9 protein-coding genes, 1 tRNA gene and 1 pseudogene are annotated in these 20,363 nt (G+C 41.3%); 7 read left to right on the forward strand and 4 right to left on the reverse strand.

All coding sequences use genetic code 11. From position 1 onward, the window contains the following. Positions 1 to 76: 76 nt before the first annotated feature. Together IAG46_RS05000 and IAG46_RS05005 are read left to right on the forward strand one after the other, a co-directional pair. Positions 77 to 790, forward strand: coding sequence for a hypothetical protein (locus IAG46_RS05000; RefSeq protein WP_190809216.1), 714 nt, complete (start codon positions 77 to 79; stop codon positions 788 to 790). A gap of 873 nt (positions 791 to 1,663) precedes the next feature. After that, positions 1,664 to 2,227 carry a tetratricopeptide repeat protein gene (locus tag IAG46_RS05005; protein WP_190809217.1) on the forward strand — a complete coding sequence of 188 codons (564 nt, stop codon included), beginning with the start codon at positions 1,664 to 1,666 and terminating at the stop codon, positions 2,225 to 2,227. Between the two features lie 136 nt (positions 2,228 to 2,363). Here IAG46_RS05005 and IAG46_RS05010 read toward each other — a convergent pair whose 3' ends face one another. Further along, positions 2,364 to 3,641: an NRAMP family divalent metal transporter gene (locus IAG46_RS05010; protein WP_190809218.1), complete on the reverse strand. Its 1,278-nt coding sequence runs from the start codon at positions 3,639 to 3,641 to the stop codon at positions 2,364 to 2,366. 969 nt (positions 3,642 to 4,610) lie between these two features. On the opposite strand from IAG46_RS05010, the gene IAG46_RS05015 reads away from it, so the two are divergent. Genes IAG46_RS05015 through IAG46_RS05030 form a run of 4 tightly spaced genes read left to right on the forward strand, consistent with a single transcriptional unit; the run spans position 4,611 to position 14,752 of the window. After that, positions 4,611 to 8,126: a hypothetical protein gene (locus IAG46_RS05015; protein WP_190809219.1), complete on the forward strand. Its 3,516-nt coding sequence runs from the start codon at positions 4,611 to 4,613 to the stop codon at positions 8,124 to 8,126. Positions 8,127 to 8,138: 12 nt separating this feature from the next. Next, positions 8,139 to 8,609 carry a hypothetical protein gene (locus IAG46_RS05020; RefSeq protein ID WP_190809220.1) on the forward strand — a complete coding sequence of 157 codons (471 nt, stop codon included), beginning with the start codon at positions 8,139 to 8,141 and terminating at the stop codon, positions 8,607 to 8,609. A gap of 55 nt (positions 8,610 to 8,664) precedes the next feature. Then, a complete protein-coding gene (locus tag IAG46_RS05025; RefSeq protein ID WP_190809221.1) occupies positions 8,665 to 14,310 on the forward strand; it encodes a DUF6443 domain-containing protein in 5,646 nt (1,881 codons plus the stop codon). Beyond that, positions 14,303 to 14,752: a hypothetical protein gene (locus tag IAG46_RS05030; protein ID WP_190809222.1), complete on the forward strand. Its 450-nt coding sequence runs from the start codon at positions 14,303 to 14,305 to the stop codon at positions 14,750 to 14,752. The genes IAG46_RS05025 and IAG46_RS05030 overlap by 8 nt, the downstream gene beginning before the upstream one ends. 1,039 nt (positions 14,753 to 15,791) lie before the next feature. Here IAG46_RS05030 and IAG46_RS05035 read toward each other — a convergent pair. From IAG46_RS05035 to IAG46_RS05040, 3 genes and pseudogenes are all read right to left on the reverse strand, one after another. After that, positions 15,792 to 16,739, reverse strand: a complete 948-nt coding sequence (locus tag IAG46_RS05035; protein WP_368668169.1) for a site-specific integrase — start codon at positions 16,737 to 16,739, stop codon at positions 15,792 to 15,794. Positions 16,740 to 16,757: 18 nt separating this feature from the next. Then, positions 16,758 to 17,015: pseudogene (locus tag IAG46_RS17815) on the reverse strand (Arm DNA-binding domain-containing protein); the annotation flags it as partial. A 222-nt stretch (positions 17,016 to 17,237) separates the two neighbouring features. Then, positions 17,238 to 17,314, reverse strand: a tRNA-Pro gene (locus IAG46_RS05040). A gap of 278 nt (positions 17,315 to 17,592) precedes the next feature. Here IAG46_RS05040 and IAG46_RS05045 point away from each other — a divergent pair. Further along, entirely contained in the window at positions 17,593 to 20,337 is a 2,745-nt protein-coding gene (locus tag IAG46_RS05045; RefSeq protein WP_190809224.1) for a T9SS type B sorting domain-containing protein, read from the forward strand. Positions 20,338 to 20,363 lie beyond the last annotated feature (26 nt).

Genomic DNA, 20,363 nt, shown 5'->3' on the forward strand with positions numbered 1-20,363 from the left:
CCTAATGTCATGCTCGAAGAGAAATGGAAAAGAGTATTATAGCAATGGTTATCTTATGGCTCAACATTATTATAACATGAGTGACCAGATTGATTCTTCAACATTTTATAGTGAAGAAATAGAGAATTTAATTGTATATAAAACATATTATCAAAGTAATCAGATTTATAAAAAGAACTTTGATCTTGATAATAGAATTACATCAGAAGGATACATTAGCAAAAGTAACAATAGAGTTGGAAAATGGTCACTTTACGATAAATCATCATATTTAAAGGAGGTACACGAGTATTTTGAGATTGAAGAAGACGAATATCTAAATCAAAGTTGGGCCTTTGACAAATCTGGGGACACCCTTTTTAGTAAAAGTAAATTTGTTGAATTTTTATTCAATAAAGACACTATCCCATTAAATGAACCTTTAAGGGCAGCGGTTTACTTAAGAGCAAATCTTTTTGAGTATGAAGATTCAGGTTTTTATGTGCTATTATCAAAGGGCTATGAAAATAACCTGGAAGAAAAATTTGCAAATGAGAAGAAAATTGAACTTGATACCTTTTACAGTCTTGCCATAGATTCTTTAAATGCTGGGGTTTTTGACTCAGAAATAGACAGCAAATATTTAGTTCCATTTGGAAAATGGTTTAAAACAAATGGAGATAAAACTCTAAGGGGTATAGCAATCGAATACCATAAAGAAAAACTAAAGGATAAGGATTCATTTTATATTGAAGTTAATAAAACCTATTTTGAAAAAAAACTACATGTGAAAGATTCAGTGGTGCATTAAAATAGTTTTTTTGACTTCAAACAACCAACAACAGCAGCTCTTTATGGGTTGCTGTTTTTCTTTACAACCGCTATTCCTTTCAGTGTGGTAATTTTCATCCACCAACCTCTATCCCATTTTTGGCCGGTTAAGTGGAAGGGCGACATTTTTTTAATTCTGGAAACTTAGTGCAATTAATTGCATATTTGCACCACAAATGAAAAATATAAGTGTACATAACAAACCCGGAGCACTGTTTGGTCGGTGCGACAATCGCAGAATAATGGAAATATTCTCGCGAAAGGGACGTGATGTGTCTAGTTTAAATAGGTTTTTATGTTGATTTAAAACAAATCTTAAGACCATATACAAGCGTCCAACCAAAATTGGGCGCTTTTTTTATGGAAATTTTCAAAATATGTTTGAAAAATAAAACCACATAACAATAGCTAAGTGAAACAGAAAACAATTGACAGACAGACGATTGTAAAAAGTTCAGAATCTGCTGAAAAGCGGACAGGGTCACTATTGTTTAAAATTAACATAACTAACTGGTTTTCAATTAATTAATTTCAATATTTGTTTGTGTAATTCAAAAATTGATTTCATCTTTGCCCCATCGAATCAAAAACGACAAAACAGAATAGTAACAACAAAAACGAAGCTATGCTTTTACATCAAAATTGTTTTAAAAGCCGAATGATCAAAGAAGGATCATTAAGAACGCTTCGGTTCTTGCCATAAGGGAGTTTTAGACTCCAAGAAGATCCGAAGCATTCGACCAGAGTGTTTCGGATTTTTTATATCCATCCGATATAACCATTCCGAAATCTAAAGGAAAACCGCATTGTTGGGGCAGCATAGCTGTGTCCAAAATGCACAAACTAAAATGTCATGGAAAGAACAAATTATAACATATACCTGTTCAAAGCATTGGAGGCATACCCATATGAATTGGAAAAAGCGGTTGAAGCCTTGAACTATGCCCTGTCTTATGAACCCAAAAATGCTACAGCTCTTTTGTTGATGGCAAGAGTTTACAGCGAACAATTGGGTGATTATGAGACTGCAAAGGAATATTATGCAGAGGCCTTGGCCGCGGATATGAACAACCCGAACATATATCTGTACTATGCCTATACCTTGTTCTTGAACGAGGATTATGAAGAGGCCAAAAAATTGCTTGATTATGCACTTACAGTCCGTGCTACCGATAAAGTTTTGATGCACTACTACCTAGGTCTTATAAACGAGGCGCAAATGAAGTATACAGAGGCCATCAAAGCAATGAAAGTTGCACGAGAGCAAACCCTCAATGAAGATTTTGACGCGTTTTTGGGAAGACAAATTCAAAGAATCGAAAAAAAGATTTCCCAGCAAACGAAGGAAAAACGACATAAAGATGCTCAGGAGAAATCTAAAAAAACCGGAGTACTTCGTAGGTTGAACTTGCTCTAGGCTAGTTTGGAGGAAATGCCAAATTTGGTAGATGTTAAATGCGCCAGCCAAGGCTGGCGCATTTTCTTTTGGCCCTTTTAATTCATATTAAATCAACACTCTCTTAAAATAAAACCAAATTGGTTCAGTCCATTTTCTAGAAATAATTGGTTAAAACCATTATCCCATTGTAAGAAATAACCAAGGAAAAGAACAATGCAGCTATCAGTCCAATATTAATCCATAGACCTGTTCTATGGGCCTGCATCAATTTTTTGTTGTTGATTAGTAATAAAATCCCAATGATAACCAAGGGCAATACAAAAACATTGAAAATCTGAGAGATAATCTGCATCTCAACAGGGTTTGATCCAAATATGGGAACAATCAGGGCAAATAAGCAAGCGAAGGCAGTTATTCGCTTAAACTGCTTGGAACTAGTGTCCAATTCCCCCGATTGGTAGTCAGCTATTAAAATAGGAACTATCAGTAAAATTGGGAAAACTGAGGAAAGCCCAGCACTTAGGGTTCCAAAAAAGAACAGGGTCAGCGCAAATTTCCCGGCAACCGGTTCCAAGGTATTTACCATATCCAAAACTTGGGTTACCGGTTTTCCTTCGTAAAAGAGTGCTCCGGTAGCAACCGCCATGATAGCGGCACTTATTACAAAGACCAAGATTGCGGCCACAATAGCATCCTTTTTTTGTTCTTTCAAGTTTTTAATCGTCCAACCCTTGCCTTTTATAAAAAGTGGACGTGATAAAAACGTTGCAGCGGCCATGGTCGTTCCTACAAATGCGGCCACCAATATTTTACCACCTTGTACTTCAGGAATACTAGGAACAAGTCCGCGCACCACATCCAAAGGTAATGGGTAAACCATAAAAAGGGATATGAGAAAGGAAAGCCCCATTATGGTAACAAAAATGACAAGAATTTTTTCAAAGAAAGTGTATTTGCCTACCAGAAGAAGGGCATAAAAAATAGCGATTACCACCACGGCAATGACTATGACCGCTTCATATTTGACTTCGGTGATTTGCGGAAAATAAATCGCAAATATCTCATAAATGATATTTGCGGAAAGGCCCATAATTCCCATCAAAGAATTCCACTGACCAAAAGCGATTCCAATAATAATGAGAATACCAATGAGCTTACCATATTTCAGGTGTTTTTTAAATGCGAATAAGGCTGTTTCACCCCTTATTAAGGTGTAATTGCCATAAACATATATAAGAATCCCTGAAAAAAAACAACTAAGTAACAGAACCCACAAAAGCTGCATCCCATAGGTGCTACCGGCAACAATCATTGAGGTAACGCTCCCTGTTCCGATGGTATAGCCAATAGCAAAAATTCCAGGACCAAATGCCAACACAGCAGCAAGTAGTTTTTTAACTAATGAATTACTGGTTGGTGATTGATTACTCATTTGGTCAGTTTCTTATCTTTATAATAGTATTTAACGTCTTTTTCACCAGATTCTCAAGAGTTTGAAAATTCTTGTTGGGCAATATTTCCTTTCCTAGGTGCTGGAGTTACTATGCAATTGACTCTCATTTGCACGAACATCGAGGTTGTCATTTTCCTTAAAATCATCTGAATGTAATAAAAATAAAAAGCACCATCAACTATTAGTTGACAGTGCCTTGATACCCACTGAAAAGTGGTTTGTCGGGATGACAGGTAGATGTCCAATCCTTTCCATCCCTTTATTTACAATACTTCCAAAAAATATCTTTCTTAGAGGTAACCGAACAGGTAACTTTTTATTTAATACAACTTGCGTTAAATTATAAGTAAGTTAGAAAATATAATTCACTTATTACAAGAATTATCTCCACCTCAAAACTTCATGCAGGACGGGATTGAACATAAATTACAGATAGGTTCTCGGAAGTAACCAATTCATGTGGGCTATCAACAACAAAAACTTATCCACAACCAAATTCAATTCCAAAGATTTGGTTTTAAGCCATTTATATTATACAGCTTAGTGATCAATAAGCAATATTCACAAATATATACGAAATTGTTTTAAATATAATAACTAATTTTCTTACATAGTAGAAATTAAATACCTAATATTATTGTAGCTTAAAATGACATTAATCACCTCCTCAATCGTAATTACTTTATCTATAACTACACACCTTAAGTTCCCAATAAGGCAAATTCATTCACGGAAAGCATACTATAAAACAGGGTAATATTCCTATATGCGTCCAATTCGGACGTTCGAACTACTACAATTTATATCGATTTATAAATTGACGCAAAAATCCTTTGTGATTTCTTCTGTTTACTTACAAAATTCCATAAGATTACTTACAAATATTATTTCATCTAAAACGGCATTTTGAACACACTATTAATATAGCAATCAAATCAACAGTTAAAAATGAAAAAACGAATCCGCCAAAAAGAACCCAAAAAAACCTTGGTCTGTCTTTTGACCATGTTGTTTACAATCGTCTCCTACACGCAGCAATCTTCATTCGATTTACCAAATTATCATCCGGTATCTCCTAATGCGGCTAGCTTGGGGAGTTTTGGATTATATCCAGTAAATAAGAATTTAGGGACCGCTAGTGTTAACGTTCCCATTTACACATTATCGGAAAAGGGACTAAGTGTTCCCATAAGCATAAGCTACAACACCTCAGGGGTACGATTAAACGACCTTGCCTCATGGGTAGGGCTTGGTTGGTCTCTCAATGCTGGTGGGGCCATAGTAAGAAATACTAAAGGATTACCGGATTTAGCTTATGATAGAACCATCCTCGATATTGAAAATGCCACTTTCAGTCAAACAAACTGGGATTATATGTACGGGGTGACCCTAGGTACAAAGGACACTGCACCCGATGCCTATGTTTTAAATGCCCTGGGCAGAAGTGCCACCTTTTATTTTGATCAGGACCAAAACTTTAAAGCAGTTTTTGAAGATGGTTCTCCTATAGCAATTAAAGTCATTTCGGTAGATGAAATACATGCTGTTCTTGAAGACGGAACAACGCTGATTTTTGGTAAAGGAAGTGATGGCAGCATTGCAACAGAAGTCACAGATTCAAATTTAAATGATCCTTTCTATACCTTAAATTTTATCTCTGCTTGGTATCTCACCGAAGTGATTTCCAAGGATGGGGAACACACTATTTCCTTTCGCTATAAATCGGGAACTGGAGGAGATGAATATGCTCTGGCCGCTACTGAAAGTATTGTTCTTGGGACACCAGGTATTACGACCTCCAATGCTACCGCCAATTTAAGCACTGGAAATTATGAATACTCCACCATCAGCAAAAAGTATTTAGATGAAATCACCTTTAGTAACGGGTACATCAAATTTGAATCAACCTTAAATCGTAATGACCTTATCGATGATTATCAATTAGATGCGATAAAAGTATATATGGATGATGGAAGTCCCAGTGGTACGATGATAGATGAATATCATTTTACCTATGGTGAGTTCACCAGATCAGGCGGCGTTTTTTCCAAAGACTATGATCATTCCGGTTCGCAATTCAATACCACAAGACAAAAGAACAGCCGAGAAAAATCACTGAAACTCTTAAGTATGTACCGGGGACCGTCGGCCAGCACGGGAGAAGTCCATAGTTTTGAGTACAATAGTACCCTTTTGCCCAAAAGGGGTACCACAGCAATGGATTCTTGGGGGCATCCCAATAACAACACCGGAACACTTCTACCGGAAACAACAACAACTGTTGAAGCCATAAATATAGTGACCTATACTTTGGGTAATGGAAATAGGGAGGTCAATGAATCCAAGATGAAAGCCGCTGTCTTGGAAAAAATCACCTACCCTACAGGAGGACATACCATATTTGAGCATGAAGCCAATAGGTTACTTACCACAGATCCTGTATGGGATACCAAAACCAAAGTGGCCAGGGCATTTGGAACCGAATGCACCGACCCTGCATACCCACACTATGACGAAGAGGTCAACTTCAATATTCCTTCAAATGCCACAAATATCAAAATGACCCTTTTCCTGAGTCCGGTAACTTCGCAGGGATCAAACCAATCTTATGTTTCCATAGATGGTTATCAATATTATCGTCCAACCCCAGATAGTAATGGAGGGGGTAGCGATAGTTCGGATGGGTATAGTGAGACCATTGGTTTGGTTTTTGGTCAAGATTTGGATCCTGATCCATTTGTAGCTAACATTTTTAATCCAGGTTTACATACAATAAAGGCTAATGACACAGGGTATGGGCCTTTTGGCGCCTATGGTTGCTCCACACTCAGTATTACACTTACTTGGGACGAACCTAATGGAACCCAGCAGGTAGAAAAATTGATCGGGGGCTTACGGATAAAATCCATCACTAATTATGACGGAACAGCATCCACACCGGTGAGCGTTAAAAAATATGAGTATGCACAGCCTAATTTGATTCAGCCAATACGAAACCGGGGTTATGTACGCAAATTCTTCTCTATAACCGATTTCATTTTAAAGACCCGTGTCTCCTCTTCGCCACATTTTAATAACAACTTGGGAGGTGAACCTGCCATCGAATATGGAACGGTGACCGAATACGACGAAGATCCGGTCACCCTGGAAAAAAAGGGTAAAATGGTTTCCTATTTTGACAATGTTACAAACACCAGGGTTCTCAGTTCCGTGGTCCCGGCCTCTCCATTTAAACATACAAGTTTCAATTATAACTTTAATTATGCAGGTCCCAACAATGATCTTGGTGATCTCTTTGTAAGACCACTCATATATAAGGCTTTGGATGGTTTAGAGGAATTTTCATTCTATAAAACCAATAAATGGAAAAGAGGAAAACTGCTCAAAGAGGAAACCTATAAAACAGAAAATGGCTCAGATATCTTGCTTTCTAAGGTGGAGAATGAATACGAGACTATTGCCCCTCTTACCATACCCAATAATTTTATTTTCTCTACCGGGGTTAACTCCAACCAAACCGTTTGGAGTGTTACGGACAATCCTTATGACCAGAATTTTGATTTTTGTAGCTTACAGTTTTGCTATCAGATTGGGGACGTCGAAATGGGGAGAAGGACACTTAAAAAGACCATAAACACCCAATACGATGATAGTGGGCTGAATCCGGTGGTGACCACCACAGATTATTTCTATGAGAACCTTACCCATATGCAGGTCACTAAAACGGAGACCACAGAAAGTTCCGGGAATACGGTCACAGTGAAAACATATTACCCGGATGATATACAGAGCACAAGTGGTTTGGGAGAACCTTTTCTTTCCATTCCTGAATTGGATGCCATTCAGAGACTTAGAAGATATGATTCAAATAACGCTACCCGTCTGAACCGTGTTACGGAACCCATACAGACCGAAACTACAATTAAAAATAGTGGGGGAACAGTGTTGGCCGAATCTCGCGTACGAACCAACTACAGAGAATGGACTACCGATTTGGTCATGCCTGAATTTGTAAAATCCTTAAAAGGGACCTATAATGTCTCAACCAATACAGAAGAAGATAGAATCATCTATAAAGCTTACGATGATCATGGCAATGTGCTTGAGGCATCCAAGGCGAATGGTCCTCCCATTAGTTATATATGGGGGTATAATAAAATGTATCCCGTAGCAAAGGTAGAGAACGCAACAAGGTCTCAGATTGAAGCGCTATCAGAATTTAGCACTGGTTTTCATGCAGGGGACGGAAACCTGACAACCGCTGAGGAGAATGCGCTCAGAGGGTTATCCGGTGCTCTTATAACTACCTACTCCTACGATCCTTTGGTAGGTGTGACAAGCATCACCGACCCTAGTGGTTATACCATAAATTATGTCTACGACAGCAATAACCGTCTGAAAGAAATCAGGGATGAAGATAATAATCTGGTCACCGATTATCAATACCACTACGAAGGACAATAAAAAACAATCATCATGAAAATGTTTATCATACCAATCAATATCATAAGAAAGGTTGTTTTGACCTTGTCTTTAATACTACTATTTACCTTGTCCTCAAACGGACAAGAAAGCAAACCACAAAATCCCTTGCTCGGAGGGTGGACCTTGGACTATTCCACTACAGCTAAAGCTGCAGAAGGTAAGGGATTGGCTCGTTTTAGCGGTATGGAAACCGCTACAAAACAACAGGTGACCACTTTCTATCAAGGACGTCAGTTTGTCTTTTTGGGCAACGGAACCTACCTAATGAAATCAACCGGCAGACCACAACGTGGAGGTTCATGGACATTGGCCAATGGTATACTTACCCTTGCAGACACAGGAAACAACCAAAAATTGACCTACGCCGCAGCCTTTACCAATACGCATCTGGTATTGCGATTGGAGGGTAATGGCGCCGAGAATGCCCTTTTTAGAAACCTCTACCTAATACCTTCCCTCTGATATGGCCGCAATACGTAACAACATGGAAACCGTACCGAATCAAAAAAATCATTTGATGAAAAAAATCAATTCCAATCAAAATAAGCAACACCATTTGCTTGGTTTGCTGGCCATGGTCATCTGCATGCTTATGACAACAGGGCTTAAGGCACAAACCATAAACGGCCCCTCCACTGTCAATCAGGGAAGTACCTATGGGTATACGCTATCCCATGGCAGTAGTATTATTTTTATGGTTTGGATTGCTCCTGGGGGAACCATAACTTCTTCAGGAAATACCTATGCCAATGTCCGTTGGGATCAGTCAGGAAATAAATCCCTTATCGCGGATTTTCAGGATCCTTACAATTTTTATACAATAACAAAGAATGTGACGGTAAATGCCACAGCACCTTCCACGCCAAGCACGCCCTCGGTATCCTCAAACGGTTGTGGACAGGCCGTGCTATCTCGTGGAACACCTCCTGGAGGGGTTACTTGGTTCTGGCAGACCAGTAGCAGTGGTACCAGTCTGGCAAATTCCTCATCAACATATACCGTGACCAGTACGGGCACCTATTACCTTAGGGCCCGCAACAGCGGTGGCACATGGAGCAGCAGTTCCAGTTCCCGCTACGTGGGAATCATAAACCTTACGGCAGGGGTCATTACAAATGCACAGACCATTTGTTACAGTGGCAACCCATCTACCCTTGGAAACTTTGAAGGGGCTGGGGGCACCAGTGGTAGCTTCAATTACCAATGGCAATATTCCAATAACGGCAGCAGCGGTTGGACCAATATCAGTGGGGCAACGGGTACGACCTATAATCCGCCCGGTGGGCTTACCGCTTCGCGCTGGTACCGCAGACGTGTTATCTGTGCCTCCCAGACAAAATACACCAATTCTATTAAAGTAACCGTACGTGCCAACCTTGCGGCAGGTAGTATTGGAGGGACCCAGACTATCTGTTATAATGGAAATCCCGGAAACCTGCATAGCAGCACCTCAGCCTCTGGCGGAGATGGTAGCTATAGTTACCAATGGCAATACTCCAATAATGGTAGTAGTGGATGGACCAATATAAGCGGGGCCACTTCTACGGCATACAACCCGCCGAGTGGATTGACCGCAGATCGCTGGTATCGCAGAAGGGCCATCTCTTGTGGGCAGACGAAGTACACCGGTGGTGTTAAGGTCACCGTGGCCTCCACTCCTGGCACACCTTCTAGCCCAAGCGTGACGAACAATTGCGGGAATACCGTGTTAACGCGTGGCACCCCGCCCAGTGGCATCACCTGGTACTGGCAGTCCAGTTCCTCGGGTACCAGCACCTCCAACTCAAGCACAACTGTTACCCGAACCAGTGGTACCACCTATTATTTAAGGGGGCGAAACAGTACTGGTTGTTGGGGGTCCTCAAGGACCATAAGCTATTCGGTGACACAGCCCACAACCTGGTATGCTGATACCGATGGAGATGGCAAAGGGAATTCCGCTGCTTCCACCTCGGGTTGTTCCCAACCCTCAGGTTATGTATCCAATAGTTCTGACCATGATGACACTACGGTGATGATTACCGATATTGCACCCCAGACCTATTATAAAGATGCGGACGGAGATGGTTTTGGGGTGAGCAGCCCAACCATTTATGCCAGTTTCAAACCCTTGGGCTATGCTACCAATTCTACCGATCAATGCCCGGATTCGCCAGGGACGACCAACGGATGTGATTATGTTTCACCTACGTTGAGTGATGAAAACTATGTGTACACCCGTTCCTACCAATCCGCCATGTCGGCTGCAACGGGCATTAAAAAGAACCGTGATGTGCTGGAGAGCGTGGCCTATTTTGATGGGCTTGGCAGGGCCAAACAGCAAGTAGCAGTACGGGCATCGGGTACGGCTACAAGGGCCTCAAGCCCCAATACGCCCCCCGAATGGACCATGGATTGGACCACAGGGACAGGTGGCACCCCTTTCTTCAATAAAAATGGGACAACGGCCGAAAACGAACGCATCCAGGGTCCAAACCCCTTTGGGGAGACCGATCTCATATGGCGTTGTGGAAACGAGCCCGATTATGGCTCCGATGGTGGCTGGAACACCGATTATATCAATGTGGACAAGACCAAGACCTATCGATATATGGTCTGGGTCAGGAGAGACCAATCCCAAGATGGTAAAACTTATCACGGAACACAGAACGTTGACAATCTTGGAGGAGGTGCCAATACAAACCCCTATTTCTGGTCCGGTGATATGCCACAACTTAGTGAATGGTATCTTTTGGTCGGGATCATACATCCGTATACCCATGGCAGTACCGATACTGGGGTCAGTGGGGTATACGACATGAACGGTGCAAAGGTAATAGATGGAACCGAATACAAATGGGGTTCTGGAACCACAACATCTAGATTTAGAAGTTACTTGTATTATAGCACCGATGTGAACGTGCGCCAGTACTTCTACCGCCCCATATTGGAGATTGTGGACGGCAACGAGATTCCACTCTCAGAAATGTTCGAGACGGGGAAAGCCGAGGACATTGTAACCCATGTCAGCTATGACAATTATGGAAGGCAGGACAAGGAATGGTTGCCCTATCATGAACCCACGGGCAATTATGGTAGCTATCGGGGAGACGTGGCAACACCCACCCAGCAGTACTACCAGAACAATTATGCTGATGACTTTATAGGACTTTCCACGGCCAATGTAAATGCGTATGCTGAAAAAGAGTTTGAACCCTCTCCGTTGAACCGGGTCTTGGAACAGGCCGCTCCCGGTAAGGATTGGAAATTGGGCAATGGGCATGAGATTCGATTCGATTATAAAAGCAATGCGGCCAATGAGGTGAGGCGTTACAAGGTGACCCTCTCCTTTGCCAACAACACCTATACCCCTACTCTGGTGGCCGATGGGCATTATGCGGCCAACGAACTGTACAAAAGTGTGACCAAGGACGAGAACTGGACCTCTGGCACGGATCACACCACCGAGGAGTTCACCGACAAACAGGGCAGGGTGGTGCTCAAACGTACCCATAACAGTGGGGACCATGACACTTATTATGTGTATGACGATTACGGGAACCTAACCTATGTATTACCACCAAAGGTGGTACACGACAGCAGTATCTCGGCCACCGAACTCTCCGAGCTCTGTTACCAATATGTATACGATTTCCGTAACCGTTTGGTGGAGAAAAAAATACCGGGCAAGGGATGGGAATATATTGTCTATGACAAGCTGGACAGGCCCATCATGACCCAAGATCCCTATTTGGATGCCCAGAACAAATGGCTGTTCACCAAATACGATGCCTTTGGTCGGGTGGCCTATACCGGGCTTTCCAATGCAACCACCTCAAGTAGGACGGCTTTACAGAATACCGTTAATGGATTGAGCACGCAATATGTTACCAAAAGTGGTTCGTCCATTGTGATAGCCGGAACCACCATCTATTATAACAATGGGGTCTATCCCACCGGGATATCTGAGGTACATACCATCAATTATTACGATAGCTATGTGGATACCAACGGACTCAATGTACCCGCCAACGTATTGGGGCAGACAACCGTATCAGGCAATGATCTTAAAGGATTGGCCACCGTGAGTAAGGTACGTGTGCTCACCACCAGTGACTGGACCACCACCATAACCGGTTATGACAGCAAAAGAAGACCCGTATATACGGCCAGCAAGAACAATTACTTGAATACTGTGGATGCAGTGCTCACGGAGCTCGACTTTGCAAGCAAGGCCATACAGGTAAAAACGGACCATACCATGGCCGGTCAGAGTACCTTGACCACTACCAATGACTTTACCTATGATCATGCGGCCAGGTTGTTAAAGCAGGAACAGACCATTGGGGCTAATACGGAAACATTGGTCGAGAACCATTATGATGGCCTAGGCCAATTGATTACCAAGGAGACCGGTGGTGGCCTACAGCATGTGGACTACAATTACAATGTACGCGGGTGGCTTAAACAGATTAATGATCCAGATAATCTGGGTACGGACCTTTTTGCCTTCAGTATGGAATATAACGATCTTACAGATGTAAGCAAGCGTCTATATAACGGCAATATAGGTAAAACCAATTGGATCACTGCTAGTGTAAATAGTTCTGGTAATCCAGTGAGCAATACCTATACCTATACATATGATGCGTTGAACAGAATAACTTCGGCAACCGAAAATACCAACAACTATTACGTAACAGGAATTGAATATGATAAAAATGGCAATCTGACCAAATTGAAAAGAAAAGGTGTTGGTAGTTTAATAGATGACCTCCATTATACATATTATGACAACCAGACAAGTAATAGGTTGCAAAGGGTCAGTGATAGTGCTGGAAACACCGAAGGCTTTAATGATGGCGCCTCTGCGACAACGGAGTACACCTATGATACCAACGGTAATATGATCACGGATAGCAATAAAGGTATTACGGCCATTACATACAACCACTTGAACCTACCCACCTCGGTAACCATGGGCGCCGGTACAATTTCGTATATTTACGATGCCGCGGGCACCAAGTTAAAAAAGACCGCGGGAAGTTCTGTGACAGAGTATGCCAATGGTTATGTGTATTCGGGTACAACCAGCTCCACCGCCCTACAGTTTTTTAACCACCCTGAGGGCTATGTGTACAAAGATGGTAGTGCCTATAAGTATGTATACCAATACAAGGACCATTTGGGCAACATACGGCTGAGCTATGAAGATGGCAACGACAATGGCAGTGTGGACCAAAGCGAAATTGTGGAGGAAAACAACTACTACCCCTTCGGGCTTAAGCACAAAGGTTATAATAGTGGCACCTCCCCTTTGGGGAACAGTGTGGCGAATCGATGGAAGTATGGTGGAAAAGAATTGGATGACAGCTTTAACGATGCTTTGGCCACTTATGATTTTGGAGCAAGGAACTATAGTCCAGATTTGGGAAGGTGGATGAATATTGATCCGTTGGCAGAAAAGTATATGCCTTTGACTCCATATAATTATGTTGGCAATAATCCAAATCTTTATGTTGATGAAACGGGAGAGGATTTTGCGATATATTTAGAGCGTAATGAAAATGGTGATTGGCAAATAAGAATTGCAGCAACATATTATGTTAAGACAGGAGATGAAGACTCTAAGAAATCAGCAGAAGCAGCCGTTAAAGCATGGAGTAATAAAACTGGCTATTCATTACAGATAAAAGATGAAAACAAAAACAAAAGTCAAATAGGAATCGTCTTTGATTTGAATGTAGTTGAAGTAGATAATCCACAATCAGAAAAAGATAAAGATGTAAGAGGAGATGATGATGCAAAAACAAAAGATGGATCAAGTAACATTTATTCTGTCGTCTCCGAACATGAGATAAAATCAAAATCCTCCCATGCGAGAGGGGTGACCACAGGTTTGTATAATATACTTGTCCCTGATAATGATCCAGGCATCAAAGTTGGAGCACATGAAATTGGACATACACTAGGATTAGACGATAAGGGGTCAGGTATAATGGCCGGTGGAAATGACACATCCATTTCACAATGGGATGTTCAAGATATTATTGAATTTGCGGAGAAAACTAAAAAAGCTTTTCCTAACCTGAATAAAGTTAGCGTTCATGGGAAAATTCCTAAAGGCCATAGAAAAAACAAAGTAAAACCTACATCAAATAACATTAAAAAATATCATGAGTAAAATAATCGGACAATATCAATGGTTTTTTAGTATTCTAATTTTGACTTCCTCTTGCTCACCAATTCAATATTGCAAAAAGACTAAAAATTATATCAAAAAAGTTGATACAACCAAGCCATTTAATATTGATGGTCAATACTGTATATCTAGTATTGCAAAAATAGATAAAGATCTTGCAGAAGTAAAATTAAATATATATGACCGAATATCAGGGAAGCCTCTGGAAGGGGTTATTTTTTTCACGGATTCAATATCATTAAAATCCGAATTTAATTCTGGGCAGATTACAAAAGAACTACCACCAGGTAATTATCAAATTGAAATTGCAAGTACCGGTCCAAATAGCATTTATAGTTTACCCTTTAAAACAAAAAAAATAAAGTTAGAAAAATTTTCCTCTACAGAAATTAATTGTTACATAGGGGGCATTCTTCAGCACTGACCCACTCCCGCTAGTCTATGACTAGTGGCATAAAACCAACAACAGCAGTTCATTATGGGCTGCTGTTTTTTCACCCGCCCAACCCCACTGCCCTTTTTGGCTGGTTAAGTGGAGGAATTGAATACTAGTTGTCAGTCATGCAATGATAAAAAAACAAAGGCTATTTATATTGAAAAAATTTAATTCAAGATGTGTCTTTGTGGTAACAAAGACATCTTGTTTTGCTCTCCATGGTCGCAAAAAACCTTCCATTACAAGAAACCCCGACGTCGGTAACATTGAAAGAGCGAGTGGAACAAAGTTTCACGCTGCAAGTCCCAAATCATACCAAAACTAATCTGCTGAGCGAGGCAAAAGTTCTGTTTTAAAGCAGAATTGGGTCAACTTTTCGCTCTGTTTATAGGGCTTTCAAAGGGATTTGACCCAATTCCCAAAAAATGAGCAATGGAAAATGCAAGTTGCCCTATTCATTTGGGTTGACTAAAAGATGCCATTGCTCTACTCACAATTTTTAGGTTTTTATTGTAAAATTTTTCAGTGTTTTTAGGGGTTTCCCGAGGTTTTACAGCAAAAAATAAAAATTTCATTAAGAGAAATAACCAATAAAAAACATTGATTTTACTGGCCTTTGAGCCAAAAATTGGTCATTGTAGCACCGCTTTAGCGTGCTACCCTCTCGCTATACCCCTCAACTCCCTTTCGGTCATTGTTGGGCATACCTTCGGCCTAACAAAAAGCAGGTTGCACCCTCTTCCAATTTTATTTGACGCTAATCTCCCGGATCGCTATAAAATCGGAACAGGGACCGTGCGCAAAGTCCAGTGGTAAGAAAAGGGACTTTTTTGTATTGCCCTTTTTGTTTCGGGAGAGGAACGGAAATAAAAAACCCGTCAATGGACATACTGATCCATCAACGGGCCTTCTTTATGATCTGACTTTCATACGCCAAACTATTTCTCCACTCCTGTGGCTTAATGCCTGCTTTTCATTTTAACAGTGATTTTCTCCCGGTTTTGAGGTTCTTTCGATCTTCTGGGGCTCAAACAACATTTTTTTCCTTCAAAATCAACCTGTTCTCCAACAGCTCCATATCACTGCTGATCTTGTTCTCGAGCACACGGGCGTAAATCTGGGTCGTTGAGAGTTTGGTGTGGCCCAATAACTTGGACACGGTCTCAATGGGCACGCCATTGGATAGGGTCACGGTCGTGGCGAAGGTATGTCTGGCCACATGGAAACTGATATGTTTGTTGATTCCGCACAGATCTGTCACTTCCCTAATATACTTGTTCATCTTTTGGTTGGAATATACCGGAAGGCTGTTTCTTATCCGAAGGTCCTCCCCATATTTATCCAATATGGCCAGGGCCTTGGCCAGCAATGGCACCTTCACTGGTTGCTTGCTTTTCTCCCTTTGCAAAAAAAACCATTTCTTTCCGTCTATCCCTATCGTTATCCGGTCAACCGTCAGTTGCTTCAGGTCGATATATGAAAGTCCGGTATAGCAGGCCAACACGAACATGTCCCTGCAAATGGACAATGCCGGTTTTTGGAGCTTTATCGTTGCAAAGTCTAACAACTCTTGTTCGGTCAGATAGCTACGGTCGTATTTGGTGAATTTAAGGGAGTACCTGGCAAAGGGGTTCCTTTCCGACCATTCAAGGTCCACAGCCAGGTTCATCAGCTTGTTGAGGCGCTCCAGGTGCTTCATCGTCCCGTTATTGGTCAACGGTTTGTTGCTAAGTGCATTCTTGGAGTTCCTCAGGTACCGTTCAAAATCTATGATGAAACCGTATTGCAGTTGTTCTAGGTAAATGTCCCTTGTCCTAAGGACTTTCAGTAGGTAACCTTCCAGATAGGTCTTTGTGGTCCGGTAGTTCTTGAGCGTACCCTCCTTGAATACACCTTCCATCTTTTGCCCATGGTAATCGACAATCTCCAAAAGGGTCCTTCCCTTTCGGTCCTCGCCAAGGTACCTTGACTTCACCGCCCTTGCGTCCACGAACGTGCCCTGGTCCAAGAGTTCTTTGTAACATTCATGGAGCCTGTGCTTGATCCGTTCCAGTTCTTGGTTAAGGGCCCTGGCACCCTCTGATCGTCCAACGATCCTGCTCGTTTTGCTGTCCCAATTCGCGACCGGGCAGTTTCTCCCCGTGCTGATCTCCGCACGCCTTCCCCTGATCGTGATTCTGGCATAGATCGGTGCCAATCCATTTTTTGCCTTTGCCCCATTCTGCCAGAGCAATACTTTAAAAGTCTTCATCTTGCTTTCGTTTTAGGTAACCAATAATTTTACTTTAACGAAAGTCAGATCATATGGAAAGCCCTGCTCCCACAGGAAAAGTTACGAAAAATTAGTAACCTGACAGGTAACCGAATAGGTCACTTTTTTTTCATAAAAAAAGCCAACCAAATGATTTCAATAAAAATTAACTTGTTGAAATCCATTAAGTTAGCTGTTCTTTGATACCCAATGATACCATCTTGGTCGGGATGACAGGATTTGAACCTGCGACCCCACGCCCCCCAGGCGTGTGCGCTACCGGGCTGCGCTACATCCCGCGATGTACTACAATTTTAAAGTAGTGCTTTAATTAGGAAGTGCAAATATACAATTTGACGGGATTTATCAAACATAGGTTTTGTTTATGTCGCAAAATACTTTTCTCTTTTCATTATCCTAGGAAGCTGTCATAAATTAGACTCGTATTTTACCAATTATCCAATAGGCTATAGAATTGGTCAATTTTAATATAAAAATTGAAATGAAATTAATATATTACGGAGATAGCTAATTCATTTCAAGAAATTTGAAACGGATTGTAATTGTTGGTCAAACTATGAGAAGAATTCTCACAATTACAATATTGTTGTACTCCTGTGCTGCTTTATCACAAGATAAAGAGGCTGCAATATGGCATTTTGGCCAGTTTGCGGGATTAGACTTCAGCAACCTTGTTCCACAATCCTTAATTGGAAGCTCCATGGATACACCTGAAGGAAGTGCCACCATTTCCACAGAAAATGGAGACTTGCTTTTCTATACCGATGGATTAACCGCGTACAACAGATTACATAGGCGTATGCCGGGGAGCAGAGCCTTATCAGGAAGTGGTTTTAGTACACAATCTTCTATTATTGTTCCTAAACCAGGTTTTCCAAACTTCTATTATCTCTTTATAACGGATGACTATGAGACAGTAGATACTATACTATGGGAGGGTGATGGTCTTAATTTTTTTGAGGTTAATATGACTGGGCCTGGGTCGATAAGCAGTAGAGGGGCACACCTTATTACTTATGACACTTCCAATAAGTTTGAAAAAGGTCTAAAATGTTCGCAAAAACTAACGGCTATCAAAGACCCTTGTGAAGATATTTATTGGGTAATAACACATTTCAAAGATTCTTTCTACGCTTTCAAAATTGATGAAAACGGAGTTGATGAAACCCCGGTCGTTTCTAAAATAGGTCCAAATATTTATTTGGGCGCTTATACGGGAAATTCAAAAGGACAAATTAAAATGTCGCCCGATGGGACCAAGCTTGCCATGGCTAACTTTATGAACAGCATAGACCTTAGCGGACATTCCCCAGGGAGTCTCTTTCTTTTTGATTTTGACATAGAAACAGGTCTAGTTTCCAATGAACAAAAATTGATGGATGATGACTTTGTGTTTGCTTATGGGGTGGAGTTTTCACCAGATTCAAAAAAACTATATTCCACCGTAAGTAGTTTCAGAAATGGCAATGTCCCTCCTAGTGGCCATAGTAATAATGGAAGCATCCTAGTGCAGGTGGATCTGGAGAACAACTATGCCTATCAAAAAATAGCAGATTCCCCAGCAGACCCAACAGCGCTACAATTATCCATAGATGGGAAGATTTACCAAGCCAATGAGAGAAGACGTGAATTGGGTGTAATAAACAATCCCAAAGAAAGAGGTATAGCTTGCAACTATGTCGAAAATGGCCTATCAATTGGCAGGTCTAGTCAGAAGGGACTCCCTTCCTTTATCCAATCCTATTTTCAGGTAAGGGTTGAATATGAAGAGGCTTGTATAGGTGATCAAACAAAGCTCTCAACCAACTACCTACCGGACCCAGATAATATTTTATGGGATTTTGGGGATGGATCACCCCAGCTCAACACCACGGATAAATCGCCGGAGCATGTCTATGCTAATTCAGGAACCTATATAGTGTCTGCAACAATTACAAAAGGCTCAGATGTTGAGACCTATACCAAAGAGGTTATGGTCACTGCTTTACCAAGGGTCACTCCAGCCGAACTTGTCCAATGCGATCCCGATGGAGACGGATTCTCCGAATTCAATCTCAATGAGGCCTCGAAACTAATCAATCCCGACTCCACCCTCACCTTTAGTTTTCATGAAACTCGCCGACAGGCCATTGGAGGGTCAATCCCAATTGCAGCTTCCCATACATTTTCCAACGCACTGGCCTCTCAGCTCTTTGTAAGGGTTGAAAATGAATTTGGATGTTTTGATGTGACCACTTTGGACCTTAGGGTCGTAAGCACGGCAATCCCCAGTGGTTTTAATCTAGAAGTCCGTGCATGCGATGATAGTGTTGACGATAATTATTCTGATGGCATTGGAACCTTTGATTTTAGCAGCGCCACCTCTACCATTTTGGCCTTGTTCCCTCCGAACAGTAATTTTGAGGTAAGTTATTATACCACTGCCGAAGATGCACTTTCCGAGCTGGAACCTATTGATCCTTCCAAATACAGAAACAAAGAATCTCCCGGTCAACAAGACCTTTGGGTACGGGTCGATGGCGCAGACCAAAATACCTGTATCGGACTTGGACAACATGTTTCGCTTGTCGTCGACGAAGGTCCCATTTTTGACCTTGAATCGAACCTTGAAGTTTGTCTAAATCAATTGCCATATGCTATTAGCGCCCGGAATCCACAGGATAACTACGCCTATGAATGGATTGATTCCGAAGGGAATCTTTTGGGTACAAATCAAGGTTTTCGCATACCACAAGAGGGAACCTATACCCTTAAGGCAACTAAAACGGATGGTACAGGATGTGAAGCTTTTAAAACCATTGATGTTACCTCTATTGAACCTCCAATAGTAACAGATCTGATTGTAGATGGTTTGATCAGTCAGCTTACTACGGTTACCGTGGAATTGGAAGAATATGAAAATTTTGAATTTTCAATTGATGACCCATATGGCCCATATCAAAATAGCAATACCTTCAACAATGTAGCACCAGGAATACATACCGCTTATATTCGAGATATTAATGAATGTGAAGTCGTGGAAAGAGAGTTTTCGGTAATTGGGCATCCTGCTTTCTTTACTCCTAATAACGATGGGTATAATGATTTTTGGCAAATTGATGGAATCAATGAGGATATACAGGCCGAATCGCTTGTTTATATCTATGACAGATATGGTAATCTATTGGCACAAATAAATCCTTCGTCCCCAGGGTGGGATGGCAGTTGGAAAGGACGTCCACTGCCTTCATCCGATTATTGGTTCAGTGTATTTCTTGAAGATGGGAGATCCTTTCGTGGTCATTTCGCACTAAAAAGATGAACCCGTTTTAAATGAATATTTGAAAA

Source organism: Flagellimonas sp. S3867, assembly GCF_014698935.1.
Lineage (GTDB): Bacteria > Bacteroidota > Bacteroidia > Flavobacteriales > Flavobacteriaceae > Flagellimonas.